The 13,153-nt window shown below is 69.8% G+C and carries 10 protein-coding genes and 1 tRNA gene; 7 read left to right on the top strand and 4 right to left on the bottom strand.

Annotated features, from left to right (window positions below; all coding sequences use genetic code 11):
* The first annotated feature begins 10 nt into the window (after nt 1-10).
* Nucleotides 11-208 (top strand): hypothetical protein, encoded by a 198-nt coding sequence (locus C9J87_RS11210; protein WP_036492391.1) that lies wholly within the window; start codon nt 11-13, stop codon nt 206-208.
* Between the two features lie 86 nt (nt 209-294).
* Here the strand turns inward: C9J87_RS11210 and C9J87_RS19970 are convergent, their stop codons facing one another.
* Nucleotides 295-471 carry a DUF6104 family protein gene (locus C9J87_RS19970; RefSeq protein ID WP_198016959.1) on the bottom strand — a complete coding sequence of 59 codons (177 nt, stop codon included), beginning with the start codon at nt 469-471 and terminating at the stop codon, nt 295-297.
* Nucleotides 472-486: 15 nt separating this feature from the next.
* The gene (locus tag C9J87_RS11205; protein ID WP_408635549.1) at nt 487-4,245 is read right to left on the bottom strand and encodes a multifunctional oxoglutarate decarboxylase/oxoglutarate dehydrogenase thiamine pyrophosphate-binding subunit/dihydrolipoyllysine-residue succinyltransferase subunit; all 3,759 of its coding nucleotides are present in this window, start codon (nt 4,243-4,245) and stop codon (nt 487-489) included.
* Between the two features lie 165 nt (nt 4,246-4,410).
* On the opposite strand from C9J87_RS11205, the gene C9J87_RS11200 reads away from it, so the two are divergent.
* A complete protein-coding gene (locus C9J87_RS11200; protein WP_157953178.1) occupies nt 4,411-5,031 on the top strand; it encodes a hypothetical protein in 621 nt (206 codons plus the stop codon).
* Complete coding sequence (locus C9J87_RS11195; protein WP_232820029.1) at nt 5,028-5,939, top strand: LCP family protein; 912 nt, start codon at nt 5,028-5,030, stop codon at nt 5,937-5,939. Before C9J87_RS11200 ends, C9J87_RS11195 begins: the two co-directional genes overlap by 4 nt.
* Nucleotide 5,940: 1 nt before the next feature.
* Here C9J87_RS11195 and C9J87_RS11190 read toward each other — a convergent pair whose 3' ends face one another.
* Both C9J87_RS11190 and C9J87_RS11185 read right to left on the bottom strand, forming a co-directional pair.
* On the bottom strand, nt 5,941-7,341 hold the full coding sequence (locus tag C9J87_RS11190; RefSeq protein WP_157953177.1) for a hypothetical protein: 1,401 nt from the start codon (nt 7,339-7,341) through the stop codon (nt 5,941-5,943).
* Between the two features lie 216 nt (nt 7,342-7,557).
* Nucleotides 7,558-7,630 (bottom strand) — tRNA-Arg (locus C9J87_RS11185).
* A gap of 85 nt (nt 7,631-7,715) precedes the next feature.
* Between C9J87_RS11185 and argS the strand changes: the two genes are divergently transcribed.
* From argS to thrC, 4 genes are read left to right on the top strand one after another with little or no spacing between them, the layout of a single operon-like run.
* Nucleotides 7,716-9,371 (top strand): arginine--tRNA ligase, encoded by a 1,656-nt coding sequence (argS, locus tag C9J87_RS11180; protein ID WP_107705559.1) that lies wholly within the window; start codon nt 7,716-7,718, stop codon nt 9,369-9,371.
* A 3-nt stretch (nt 9,372-9,374) separates the two neighbouring features.
* On the top strand, nt 9,375-10,775 hold the full coding sequence (lysA, locus tag C9J87_RS11175) for a diaminopimelate decarboxylase (protein ID WP_107705558.1): 1,401 nt from the start codon (nt 9,375-9,377) through the stop codon (nt 10,773-10,775).
* Nucleotides 10,775-12,082, top strand: a complete 1,308-nt coding sequence (locus C9J87_RS11170) for a homoserine dehydrogenase (RefSeq protein WP_107705557.1) — start codon at nt 10,775-10,777, stop codon at nt 12,080-12,082. The genes lysA and C9J87_RS11170 overlap by 1 nt, the downstream gene beginning before the upstream one ends.
* Entirely contained in the window at nt 12,079-13,152 is a 1,074-nt protein-coding gene (gene thrC, locus C9J87_RS11165) for a threonine synthase (protein ID WP_010832385.1), read from the top strand. The genes C9J87_RS11170 and thrC overlap by 4 nt, the downstream gene beginning before the upstream one ends.
* Nucleotide 13,153: the final 1 nt, after the last annotated feature.

Raw genomic sequence — 13,153 nt, 5'->3', positions numbered from 1 at the left:
GACTGGCGCCATGACGCGCTTGAGCAGGACCGAGATCCGCAAGGACGCCGTACAAGACGTCGTGGGCGCGGCTGCCACGACGGTGGGCCAGGTGACGACGATCATCACCGGGGCCGTGAAGGACGTCGCCGGGTCGCTCGGGGGCTTCGCCACGGAGCTCTTCGAGATCCGCGACGCCGCCAGGCGAGCCCAGGACGACGACGCCTGAGCGGCGCCGCCTGACACAACACGAAGAAGGAGACCGGTCGCCCTGCGACCGGTCTCCTTCTCTGTGTGTACGGGGCGTCGGCTCCGTCAGTCCTCGGGATCGTCGAGGCGAGCCAGCCAGGTGGCGAAGCGCTCGATCGGGATCTCGAACTCGGGGAACGTGTCGACGAAGACCTGCAGCTGCTCGGCGAGCCAGGCCAGGGTGACTTCCTCGTCACCCCGGCGCTTCTCGAGCTCCTCCAGACCTCGGTCCGTGAAGTACATCCGCCCCGACGGCTCTCAGTAGTCCCGGGCCGGAGCCGCGGTCGGGGCAGCGAACGCGGCGTCGAGCAGCGACTTCTGCTCCTCGACGTGGCGCTTGATCGTGCCCACCGACGGCGACGCGGACTCGGGCCGGGTGACCGGCTCGACCGTGAGGTCGAAGCCCGGCCACACGTTGAGCTGGTAGTGCGGCCACGGGCCCATGTTCTTCGGCTCGTCCTGCACCCAGCGGATCGCCTTGAGGTTGGGGTACTTGGCGATCTCGGCGGTGATCTCGTCGACCGGACGCGGGTAGAGGCACTCCACGCGGCCGATGGCGAAGGTCTCGCCGTTCTCGCGCTTGGCCCGGTCCACCATCAGGTCCCAGGTGACGCGACCCGAGCAGAGCAGCAGCGTCTCGACCTTGGCCGGGTCGGCCGTCTCGTCGCCGATGAAGGGACGGAACGTGGTGTCACCGATGAAGTCCTCGGGCTGCGAGGCCGCTTCCTTGCGCTTGAGCATCGACTTCGGCGTGAACACCACCAGCGGGCGGTGCTCCTCGCCGAGCGAGTGACGCCGCAGCAGGTGGAAGTAGGACGCAGGCGTCGACGGCTGGGCCACGACCATCGCGTCCTCGGCCGCCATGGTCAAGAAGCGCTCGATGCGCGCCGAGCTGTGGTCCGGGCCCTGGCCTTCGTAGCCGTGGGGGAGCAGGAGCACGACGCCCGACTGCTGGCGCCACTTGGTCTGGCCGGCGGAGATGAACTCGTCGATGACCGTCTGCGCGCCGTTGACGAAGTCACCGAACTGGGCCTCCCACAGCACCAGCGCATCGGGCCGGGCCACGGAGTAGCCGTACTCGAAGCCCAGGGCGGCGTACTCGGAGAGCAGGGAGTCGTAGATGTGGAACTTCGCCTGGTCCTCGGTGAGGTTGGTCAGCGGGGTCCACTCGTCGGCGTTGGTGCGGTCGATGATGGTCGCGAAGCGCTGCACGAACGTGCCGCGACGCGAGTCCTGGCCGGCGAGCCGGACCGGTCGCCCGTCCATCAGCAACGAGCCGAAGGCGAGGATCTCGCCGGTGCCCCAGTCGATCGGGCCGCTGGTGATCGCCGTCGAGCGGCGCTGGAGCTGCGGCATGACCTTGGGGTGGACGGTGAAGCCCTCGGGCGGGGTGACGTAGGAGTCCGCGATCCGCTTGAGGACGTCCTGGCTGACCGCGGTGGTGAACTCGCCGGCCGGCTTGTCGGGGTAGTCGGGGACGGTGGTCCACTCCGAGACGGAGTCGTTGCTGGCCTCGCGGACCTCGGTGAAGACGCGCTCGAGCTGCAGCTGGTAGTCCTTGAGGACCTGCTCGGCCTCCTCGACGGTGATGTCGCCGCGACCGATGAGCGACTCGGTGTAGAGCTTGCGCACCGAGCGCTTCTGCTCGATCAGGTCATACATCAGCGGCTGGGTGTACGACGGGTCGTCACCCTCGTTGTGGCCGCGACGGCGGTAGCAGACCAGGTCGATGACGACGTCCTTGTTGAACGCCTGGCGGTACTCGAAGGCGAGCCGGGCGACGCGGATGCACGCCTCCGGGTCGTCACCGTTGACGTGGAAGATCGGCGCCTGGACCATCCGCGCGACGTCGGTGCAGTAGAGCGACGAACGGGACGAGCCGGGCGAGGTGGTGAAGCCGACCTGGTTGTTCACGACGACGTGGATCGTGCCGCCGGTGCGGTAGCCGCGCAGCTGGGACAGGTTGAGCGTCTCGGCGACGACTCCCTGGCCCGCGAAGGCCGCGTCGCCGTGGACGAGCAGCGGCAGCACGGGGTACTCGGCACCCTGATTGAGGACGTCCTGCTTGGCGCGCGCGATGCCCTCGAGCACCGGGTCGACCGCCTCGAGGTGGGAGGGGTTGGCCGCGACGGAGACCTTGATGGTGTCGCCGAGCCCGGAGAGGAAGATGCCCTCCGCGCCGAGGTGGTACTTCACGTCGCCGGAGCCCTGGACCGTGCGCGGGTCGATGTTGCCCTCGAACTCGCGGAAGATCTGGCTGTACTTCTTGCCCACGATGTTGGCCAGGACGTTGAGGCGGCCACGGTGGGCCATCCCGATCGTGACCTCGTCGAGGCCGGCCTCGGCGGCCGCCTCGCAGATCTCGTCGAGCACGGGGATCGTGGTCTCGCCACCCTCGAGGCTGAACCGCTTCTGGCCGACGAACTTCGTCTGCAGGAAGGTCTCGAACGCCTCGGCCTGGTTGAGCTTGAGCAGGATGCGCAGCTGCTCCTCGCGCGGCGGCTTGGTGTGCGGCTGCTCGACGCGCTCCTGGATCCAGCGACGCTGCTCGGGATCCATGATGTGCATGTACTCGATGCCGACGGTGCGGCAGTAGGAGTCACGCAGGATGCCCAGCACGCTGCGCAGCTTCATGAAGCTGCGGGCGCCGCCGAACTCACCGGTGGCGAACTCGCGGTCGAGGTCCCACAGCGTCAGGCCGTGCTGCTCGACCTCGAGGTCGGGGTGGCTGCGCTGCTTGTACTCCAGCGGGTCGGTGTCGGCCATCAGGTGGCCGCGCACGCGGTAGGAGTGGATCAGCTCGAGGATCCGCGCCTGCTTGCTGACGTCCTCGTCGTGGCTCGCCGAGACGTCCTGCGCCCAGCGGATGGGCTCGTAGGGGATTCGCAGTGAGCGGAAGATCTCGTCGTAGAAGCCGGCGTCGCCGAGCAGCAGCTGGTGCACGGCGCGCAGGAACTCGCCGGACTGCGCACCCTGGATGACGCGGTGGTCATAGGTCGATGTCATCGTCATGATCCGCGAGACGGCGTTGCGGGTCAGGGTCTCCTCGGACGCACCCTGGAACTCCGGGGGGAAGTCCATCGAGCCGACGCCGACGATCGCGGCCTGGCCCTGCATGAGCCGCGGCACCGAGTTGTTGGTGCCGAGCCCGCCGACGTTGGTGAGGCTGACCGTGGTGCCGGAGTAGTCCTCCATCGTCAGCTTGTTGTCCTTGGCCTTGCGCACGATCTCCTCGTACGCCGTCCAGAACTGCGCGAAGTCCATCGACTCGCAGCCCTTGATGGACGGAGCGACCAGCTGGCGCGTCCCGTCGGGCTTCTGCTGGTCGATCGCCAGGCCGAGGTTGATGTGGGCCGGCGTGACCATGGTCGGCTTGCCGTTGACCTCGGCGAAGGTGTTGTTCATCGCCGGCTGCGACTTGATCGCCTTGACGATGGCGTAGCCGATGAGGTGGGTGAAGGACACCTTGCCGCCGCGGGCCCGCTTGAGGTGGTTGTTGATGACGATGCGGTTGTCCCACAGCAGCTTGACCGGGATGTTGCGCACGCTCGTCGCGGTCGGGACCGCCAGCGACAGATCCATGTTCTTGGCGGTGGCCGCAGCGATGCCGCGCAGCACGGTGGTGGTCGGCTCGTCGCTCGCGGCAGCCGGGGCGGCGGGCTTCGGGTCCTTGGCGACCGGGGTGGAGGTGCCGGCGGCGGGCTCAGCAGCGGCGGCGGTGGGGCGCGGCTTGGCCTGGGCGGCCGGGGCCGGAGCAGCGGCGGCGGGCGCAGCGGCAGGTGCTGCGGCCGGGGCCGGGGCGGCGGGTGCCTGGGCGGCCGGGGCCGGGGAGCTGGCGGGGGTGGTGGCGGTGGTCGTGCCGTTGGCCGAGAAATAGGCGGCCCATTCCGGTGTGACGCTGCCCGGATCCGTGGCGTACTGCTCACGCATCTCGTCCACGAGCCACTCGTTGGCTCCCAGGTCGGAGGACGGGGCAACGGACATGTTGCCGGACTGATCGGTGGGGGACTGCGGCACGGCTTGCTTCGCCTCTTCCGGATAGGCACGTCAGTGGATGTGCGATCGGTTGTCAAGGCTAGTCCCACACGCGCACAAATGCAGGGCGGGGAGGGGTGTTTGGGGCAAGGTGTCATCAGGACCACATGCACCACCGGCACCACGTGCGCCACTACTGGAGATTTCATGCGTAATTCCATCCCGGGCCGACCCCTGCGGGCCCGGGGCCTGGCCGGCTCCCTGTCGCTGGGCCTTGCCCTTGTCCTCTCGGGCGTCGCCCTGACCGGCTGCAGTCCCGACATGCCTGCGGCGTCGGGTCCCGACGCCCCCAGGGTGAGCCACGTCGGGGCCACCACGCCGTCGCAGCTGACGACCACGACCGAGATCGGCCACGTCGTCGGGCGCCTGCCGGGGACGCGCCGCAAGGCCGTGCGCAAGGAGATCGCCGTCGTCGTCGATCGCTGGTGGGAGGCGGCCTACCTCTCCGGTGCCGACTCGGGGACGAAGCTGTCCGCGGCCTTCCCCGGCTTCACCCCAGGCGCGCGCAGGCGAGCGACCTTCGACCGGGCGCTGATGACCAACCGCGACCTGGCGGCCGACTCCGTCACGCCGCTGATGCGCAAGGTGCGCCTCGACCTGCTCGCGGTCGACCAGCGCGCGCGGTCCGTGACCGCCCGCTTCGACCTGCGCGTCCGCACGACCGGGGAGCGCACCCGCCGGCTCCAGGTGCGTGGACGACTGTTCCTGACCCGCGGGGCCGCAGGCTGGCGGATCTTCGGCTACGACGTCACGAAGGGGTGGCTGTGAAGTCCTCGCGGCTCGCGCGCTCGATGCGCCACGGAGTGCTGGCCCTCGTCCTGGCAGCAGCGGCGTTCGCCGTACCCACCTCGAGCGTGGAGCCCACCGACGTCGAGCTCGTCCGGATCAAGCGGGCCGGCGGCGTCTCGGTGGGACCCGACGTGATCTGGATCCTCGCCGTCGGCTCCGACGCCCGGCCCGGCCAGGACATGCTGCGCAGCCGCGGCGACGCGCTGCAGCTGGTCGGCATCAACACCCGGACCGACGCAGCGACCGCGATCGGCGTGCCACGCGATTCCTGGGTGTCCATCCCGGGGCACGGCATGCAGAAGATCAACGCGGCCCTCTACTTCGGCGGCCCGCAGGCGATGGCCGGTGCGATGGCCAACCTGACCGGCATCACGGCCGACTACGTCATGGTGACGCGCTTCCCGTTCTTCGAGGACATGGTCGACGACATCGGCGGCATCGAGGTTCACAACCCGCGGCGCTTCTACGACCCCTACCTCAAGAAGGAGGGGTTCAAGGCCGGTCGAATCCACCTCGGCGGCTATGACGCGATGGCCTTCTCCCGGATCCGCAAGTCGCTGCCGGGCGGAGACTTCGACCGCTCCGCCAACCAGCAGCGCACCCTGCGCGGCATCCACGCACGCATCCGGTCGCAGGCCGATCGTCCCGGCTTCATCGAGCGCGGGGTGATGACGGTGCTCAAGCACATGTCGACCAACCTCGGGCCGGCCGAGCTCTACGAGCTCGCCCAGGCAGTCGCGCAGGTCGAGCCCGCCAAGATCACCACCTGCGTGATCCGCGGCCGGATCGGCGCGACGGCCGGTCAGAGCGTGGTCTTCCCCGACGTGGCGCAGGCCCGGCGGCTCGGCAGTGCCGCCAGGCACGACGCCACGTTGAAGGGTTGCTGAGTCAGCGCGGGTAGATGTGCCCGTCGGCCAGGCCGAGGTCGAGGACGACCGCGTTCTCGAACAGCTGGACGCGCAGGCCGATCGACTTCGCGCCGTAGCGGCTGTCCTTGACCAGCTGGCGCTGGATCAGGCCGGCGCCGCCCGGGAGCTCGACCGTCTGTCCGACCGCGGGTACGGCGACCGGCTGGCCGCGGAAGGTGATCGAGCCGATGCTGGAGGAGATCGTCGACTTGACCGGCTTGTTCTCCTTGCCGCGCATCTTGACCCGGCTGAAGATGTCGTTGATCTCCAGGCCGACCGAGGGGACCGAGGTGTGCGCGATGCGGACCGAGGAGAAGCCCTTGGCGAGGTCCCGCTTGGCGTGCTGGCTGCCGCGGTGGGCGTAGGTGACGCCGCTGACGCGGGCCACGAGCCCGAGCAGGACGCCGGCCGAGGGGATCCGGTAGGTCATGGTCCGGCCGAGCGTGCCCTCGCAGGGGATCGACTTGTGCTGGACGTTGCCGAAGTGGAGCAGGCTCTGCAGGGCCTGCAGGTCCAGGGCGGTGCCGCCCGCGCGGAAGACCCCGGCCGGGGTGGGGGCACCGATGCGGGCGTTGGCCGAGCCGATCTCGACCAGCTGGCGGCTGCCGCCGGCCTCGACCAGGATCTCGAGCGCCATCGCCTCCGAGGTCGCCTTCTTCTTCGTCGCCGTGCCGCGGATCTTGCCGAGGGCGATCGAGCCGAGGCCCGGGATCTGGATCGGTGCGGTGGCCGACTGGAGCACCTGGAAGACCGCGTTCGCGGCGTCGTTGGTGCCCTCGAAGACGGTGTCGGTCACCTGGTTGAGGGGCTCGACCAGGGCCTCGAGGGGCGTGCCCTGCAGCGGCGTGCCCTCGAGCAGCTCGAGCCTGATGCTCGCGAAGTCGAACGTCTCCTCGTGGCCGAAGCCCTGCGGGGTGTGGAAGGCGTTGGCGGTCGTGGTGAGGCCCTCGATCACGAGCATGGGCGTCTTGACGTCCCCGATCTGGCCGCCGATGCGGATGTCAGCGATGGTGTTGACACCGCGGACGCCGTGGGTTGCGCCGTCCTTGTAGGTGTCGGTGCGGCTCGTGCTCGCCGCGATGTTGATCAACGGGTTGTCCGGCACGCTGAGGATCGACTTCTCCTCGGCCGACTGCCCGATGGCGCGCGTGCAGCGGAGCTGGGCGTGGGCGTCCTTGAGGTTGAACGCCTCGACGTTGTCGGTCACCAGCTTCACGGCGTAGACGTCGGCGCGGTAGCCGAAGTTGGTCAGGGTCAGGGCGGACCGCTCCTCGCCCGCGGCGTTGGCCGGGGCCAGGCCTGCGGCGGTCACAGCGAGGGCCGACGATGCGACCAAGGTGCCGGCGAGGGAGAGGGCGAGACCCGAGATCAGCTTGCTCACGGTGGGCTCCAAGTGGTGTCGACGCTTCAATGAGGTCACGAGAAGCACACACACACGCCCCCGCGAGTAACTCAGTGTTACCCATCACTGTCGTCCTGAACCCGAATGTCCATGAACAGGTGCCGGATCTTTACCGACCCGGACGAGGCGGCGCGCCCGGAAATGACCGAAACTCCACGCAGGACGTGGAGTTCCGGGACGACGATGACACACGAGCGCCTCCGGCAGGATTCGAACCTGCGACACCTGGTACCGGAAACCAGTGCTCTATCCCCTGAGCTACGGAGGCTCGGGCGAAGCAGACCCTACAACCCCGTTCGCCGCAGCGTGAAACCGGTTCGGGGGGGACGGTGCCGCGCCGATAGGCTGGGTCGGTGACCCCAGACCAGCTCTCCTTGATCATCGTCGACGTCCTCCAAGCGCTCGTGGCCGACGGCGCCGTGACGCTGCCCGACGGCGTCCCGACGACGGTGACGGTGGAGCGACCGCGGCAGAAGGGACACGGCGACTACGCCACCAACGTCGCGCTCAAGCTCGCCAAGCAGGCGGGCACCAACCCGCGGGCCTTCGCCGAGCTCGTGGCGAAGCGGCTCGCCGACCACGACGCCGTCAGCGACGTCGAGGTTGCGGGTCCCGGCTTCCTCAACATCACCGTCGACTCCGGCGCCCAGGGACAGGTGGCCGCCGACATCGTGGCGGCCGGCGCGTCGTACGGCGCCTCCGACGCGTTCGCAGGCGAGAAGATCAACCTCGAGTTCGTCTCGGCCAACCCCACCGGCCCCCTCCACCTCGGTGGGGTCCGCTGGGCCGCGGTCGGCGACGCGCTCGGCCGGATCTTCACCCTCACCGGGGCGGACGTCACCAGGGAGTACTACTTCAACGACCACGGCGCGCAGCTCGACCGCTTCAGCGCGTCGTTGATGGCCTGGGCCAAGGGCCTGCCCGTGCCCGAGGACGGCTACGGCGGCGCCTACATCGAGGACATCGCCAAGGACGTCATGGCCAAGCGGCCCGACGTCCTCGAGCTCCCCGACGCCGAGGCGCAGGAAGTCTTCCGCGCCGAGGGCGTCGAGCTGATGTTCGCCGAGATCAAGCAGTCCCTGCACGACTTCGGGGTCGACTTCGACGTCTACTTCCACGAGGACAACCTGCACAAGAGCGGTGCGGTGAAGAAGGCGATCGACCGGCTCACCGAGCTGGGCAACACCTACGAGGCCGACGGTGCACTCTGGCTCCGGACCGAGAAGTTCGGCGACGACAAGGACCGCGTCATCGTGCGCTCCAACGGTGCTGCCGCCTACCTCTCGGGCGACCTCGCCTACTACCTCGACAAGCGGGAGCGCGGCTTCGACCGCTGCTTCATCATGCTCGGCGCCGACCACCACGGCTACGTGGGCCGGATGAACGCGATGTGCGCGGCCTTCGGCGACGAGCCGGGCAAGAACCTCGAGATCCTCATCGGCCAGATGGTCAACCTGCTGCGCGACGGCCAGCCGCTGCGGATGTCCAAGCGGGCCGGGACCGTCGTCACCATCGACGACCTCGTCGGCGCCATCGGAGTGGACGCCAGCCGCTATGCCCTGGCGCGCTACCACTCCGACTCGCCGATCGACATCGACCTCGACCTGTGGGCCAAGGCCACCAACGACAACCCGGTCTTCACCGTGCAGTACGCCCACGCCCGGGTGGCGAGCCTGATGCGCAACGCCGCCGACCTCGGCGTCGTTGCCGAGTCCCACCCGGCGCTGCTCACGCATGAGAAGGAGGGCGAGCTGCTGCGAGTGCTCGCCGAGTTCCCGCGTGTGGTCAAGGCGGCCGCCGAGCTGCGTGAGCCGCACCGTGTCGCTCGCTACCTCGAGGAGCTGGCCGGGACCTACCACCGGTTCTACGACAGCTGCCGCGTGCTGCCGCGCGGCGACGAGGAGACGACCGATCTCAACCAGGCCCGGCTCGTGCTCGTCGACGCGACGCGGGTCGTGCTGGCCAACGGCCTGGCCCTGCTCGGCGTCTCCGCGCCCGAGCGGATGTGAGTCGTGCCCACCTCGCACCCGTCCGGTTGGGCGCACGCTGACGGCGCCCTGCGCGGCCCGTCCTGGCTGCGCGAGCCCAGCGACCCCAACGAGATCGTCCCGCTGCTCTGGTCGAGCACTGCCGAGAAGACCGACGGCGTGCTCAGCGTCGGCGGCGTCGCGCTGACCGACCTGGTCGCCGAGGTCGGCAGCCCTGCCTACGTCCTCGACGAGGCCGACTTCCGCGGTCGCGCTCGCGCCTTCAAGGAGGCGTTCGCCGCCTACGACGTCTTCTTCGCCGGCAAGGCCTTCCTCTCCACCACCACCGTGCGCTGGCTGGCCGAGGAGGGACTTCACCTCGACGTCTGCTCGGCGGGCGAGCTCACCGTCGCCGAGCGGGCCGGGTTCCCGATGGCCCGCATCGGCTACCACGGCAACAACAAGACCGAGCCCGAGCTCGCCCGTGCCCTCGAGCTGGGGGTGGGGCGGATCATCGTCGACTCCTTCCACGAGATCGAGCGCCTCGAGCGGCTGACGACGGACACGGGCGTCCGTGCGCGCGTGATGCTCCGGGTCACCGCGGGCGTCGAGGCCCACACCCACGAATACATCGCCACCGCCCACGAGGACCAGAAGTTCGGCTTCTCGATCACCAGCGGTGACGCCTTCGAGGCCGTACGCCGCGTGCACGACGCCGCAGGCATCGACCTGCTCGGCCTGCACAGCCACATCGGCAGCCAGATCTTCGACTCCTCCGGCTTCGAGGTCGCGGCCCGTCGCGTGCTCGCGCTGCACGCACGCGTCAGCGAGGAGATCGGCGTCGAGATGCCGGAGATGGACCTCGGCGGCGGCTTCGGCATCGCCTACACGACCCAGGACGACCCGAGCGACCCCGCGCAGCTCGCCACCGAGATGTCCAAGATCGTCGAGCACGAGTGCAAGGCCCTCGGCATCCCCGAGCCGCGACTGAGCATCGAGCCCGGCCGCGCGATCGTCGGCCCGGCGATGTGCACGGTCTACACCGTCGGCACCGTCAAGGAGGTCGCGCTCGACGGCGGAGCCCGCCGTACCTATGTCAGCGTGGACGGCGGGATGAGCGACAACATCCGCACCGCGCTCTACGACGCCGACTACTCCGCGACCCTGGCCAGCCGCGTCTCGCCCGCGGGGCCGGCGCTGGCCCGCGTGGTCGGCAAGCACTGCGAGGCCGGCGACATCGTGGTCAAGGACGAGTTCCTGCCCTCCGACATCGCTCCCGGCGACCTCGTCGCCGTCCCGGGAACGGGCGCTTATTGCCGCTCGATGGCGTCCAACTACAACCATGCGCTGCGACCTCCGGTGATCGCTGTGCGGGACGGGAAGATTTCCGTCGTGCTGCGCAGGGAGACTGAAGACGACCTGTTGGCTACTGACGTGGGTGCGTGATGGAGAACAAGCGACTGAAGGTCGCCGTGCTGGGCTGTGGTTCTGTGGGTTCACAGGTGGTGCGGCTGCTCATGGAGCAGGCCGACGACCTCACGGCGCGGGTGGGTGCACCGGTCGAGCTGGTCGGCGTCGCGGTCCGGCGCCTGGACGCCCAGCGCGACGTGGACGTGCCGGCCGGCCTGCTGACCACGGATGCTGCCGGGCTCGTCGCCCGCGAGGACGTCGACGTGGTGGTCGAGGTGATCGGCGGCATCGAGCCCGCCCGGTCGCTGATCCTCAGCGCCCTGGCCAACGGCGCCAGCGTCGTCACGGCCAACAAGGCGCTCCTCGCCGAGGACGGCCCCACGCTCTTCGAGGCGGCCGCCAAGGCCGAGCGCGACCTCTACTACGAGGCCGCCGTGGCCGGTGCGATCCCGATCCTGCGCCCGCTGCGCGAGTCCCTCGCCGGTGACAAGGTCACCCGCGTGCTCGGCATCGTCAACGGCACCACCAACTTCATCCTGGACAAGATGGACTCCTCGGGAGCCGGCTTCTCCGAGGCGCTGGAGGAGGCCCAGGACCTCGGCTACGCCGAGGCCGACCCGACCGCCGACGTCGAGGGCTTCGACGCCGCGGCCAAGGCCGCGATCCTGGCGAGCCTGGCGTTCCACTCCCGGGTCACCGCCTCGGACGTCTACCGCGAGGGCATCTCCGAGGTGACGGCAGCCGACGTGCAGTCGGCCCGCGACATGGACTCCGTCGTCAAGCTGCTCGCCATCTGCGAGCTGCGCCCCGGACCCGGAGGCGACGACCAGGTGGCCGTGCGCGTGCACCCGGCGATGATCCCGCGCAGCCACCCGCTCGCCAGCGTGCGCGGCGCCTACAACGCCGTCTTCGTCGAGTCCGAGGCCGCCGGCCAGCTGATGTTCTACGGCCCCGGTGCCGGCGGCTCGCCGACGGCCAGCGCCGTGCTCGGTGACCTGGTCACGGTCGCGCGCAACCGGCTCAGCAACACGCGCGGCGCCGGCGAGTCGGCGTACGCCGATCGTGCGGTCCTGCCGATGGGGGAGACCCGCACCCGCTACCACGTGGCGCTGGACGTCGACGACCGCTCGGGGGTGCTGGCCGCCGTGGCGACGGCGTTCGCGGACAACGGTGTCTCGATCCAGACCGTCCGCCAGGAGGGTCGCGGTGCCGACGCCCAGCTCGTCGTGGTCAGCCACGCGGCGACCGACGCCGCGCTCAGCGCAACCGTGCAGCAGCTGCGCAGCATGGACATCGTGCGCGACGTCACCTCGGTGATGCGCGTTGAAGGAGGAGACGAATGAGCCAGGCCAACGGTCAGTGGCGCGGTGTCATCGAGGAGTACCGCGACCTGCTCGACCTGCCCGATGGTCTGGTGGCCGTCACGCTGCGCGAGGGCGGCACGCCGCTCGTGCACTCCGACTGGCTCTCGACGCTGACCGGCGCCGAGGTCTGGCTCAAGGTGGAGGCCAACAACCCCACCGGCTCGTTCAAGGACCGTGGCATGACGGCCGCGATCTCCGTGGCCAAGCACGAGGGTGCGGAGGCCGTCGTCTGCGCCTCCACCGGCAACACGTCCGCGTCGATGGCGGCCTACGCTGCCAAGGCCGGCCTCAAGCCGCTCGTGCTCATCCCCGAGGGCAAGATCGCCGCCGGCAAGATGGCCCAGGCCGTCGTCCACGGCGCCCAGATCATCATGGTCCGCGGCAACTTCGACCACTGCCTCGACATCGCCCGCGGCCTGGCGAAGGACTATCCCGTCGCCCTGGTCAACTCGGTCAACCCGGTCCGGCTCCAGGGGCAGAAGACCGGTTCCTTCGAGATCTGCGACTTCCTCGGTGACGCCCCCGACTACCACCTGCTCCCCGTCGGCAACGCCGGCAACATCGCCGCCTACTGGATGGGCTACCAGCAGTACGCCGAGCTGGGCCGCGCCACCAAGCTGCCCGTCATGCGCGGCTTCCAGGCCGAGGGTGCAGCTCCGCTGGTGACCGGTGAGCCGTTCCCGGACCCCGAGACGAAGGCCACCGCGATCCGCGTCGGCAACCCCGCGTCCTGGCACCTGGCCGAGATGGCCGCGAAGGAGTCCGAGGGCCGGTTCGCGGCCGTCTCCGACGCCCAGATCCTGGCCGCGCAGGCCGAGCTGGCCCGACGTGACGGCGTCTTCGTCGAGCCCGCGTCCGCGGCCGGTGTCGCGGGCCTGCTCGCCGAGCTCGCCGCCGGCGAGAGCTATGCCGGCACGACGGTCGCGATCACCGTCACGGGCCACGGGCTCAAGGACACCGCCACGGCGCTGGAGTCGCACACCGACATCGTCGACACCGTCGTCGACGCCGATGTCGTCGCCGCGGCCACGGCCGCCGGTCTCGCCTGAG

Origin of the sequence: Nocardioides allogilvus (assembly GCF_003047285.1) — a bacterium.
Classification (GTDB): domain Bacteria; phylum Actinomycetota; class Actinomycetes; order Propionibacteriales; family Nocardioidaceae; genus Nocardioides; species Nocardioides allogilvus.
The sequence above is the reverse complement of the archived record's forward strand: the minus strand, read 5'-3'. Positions and strand labels throughout refer to the sequence as shown.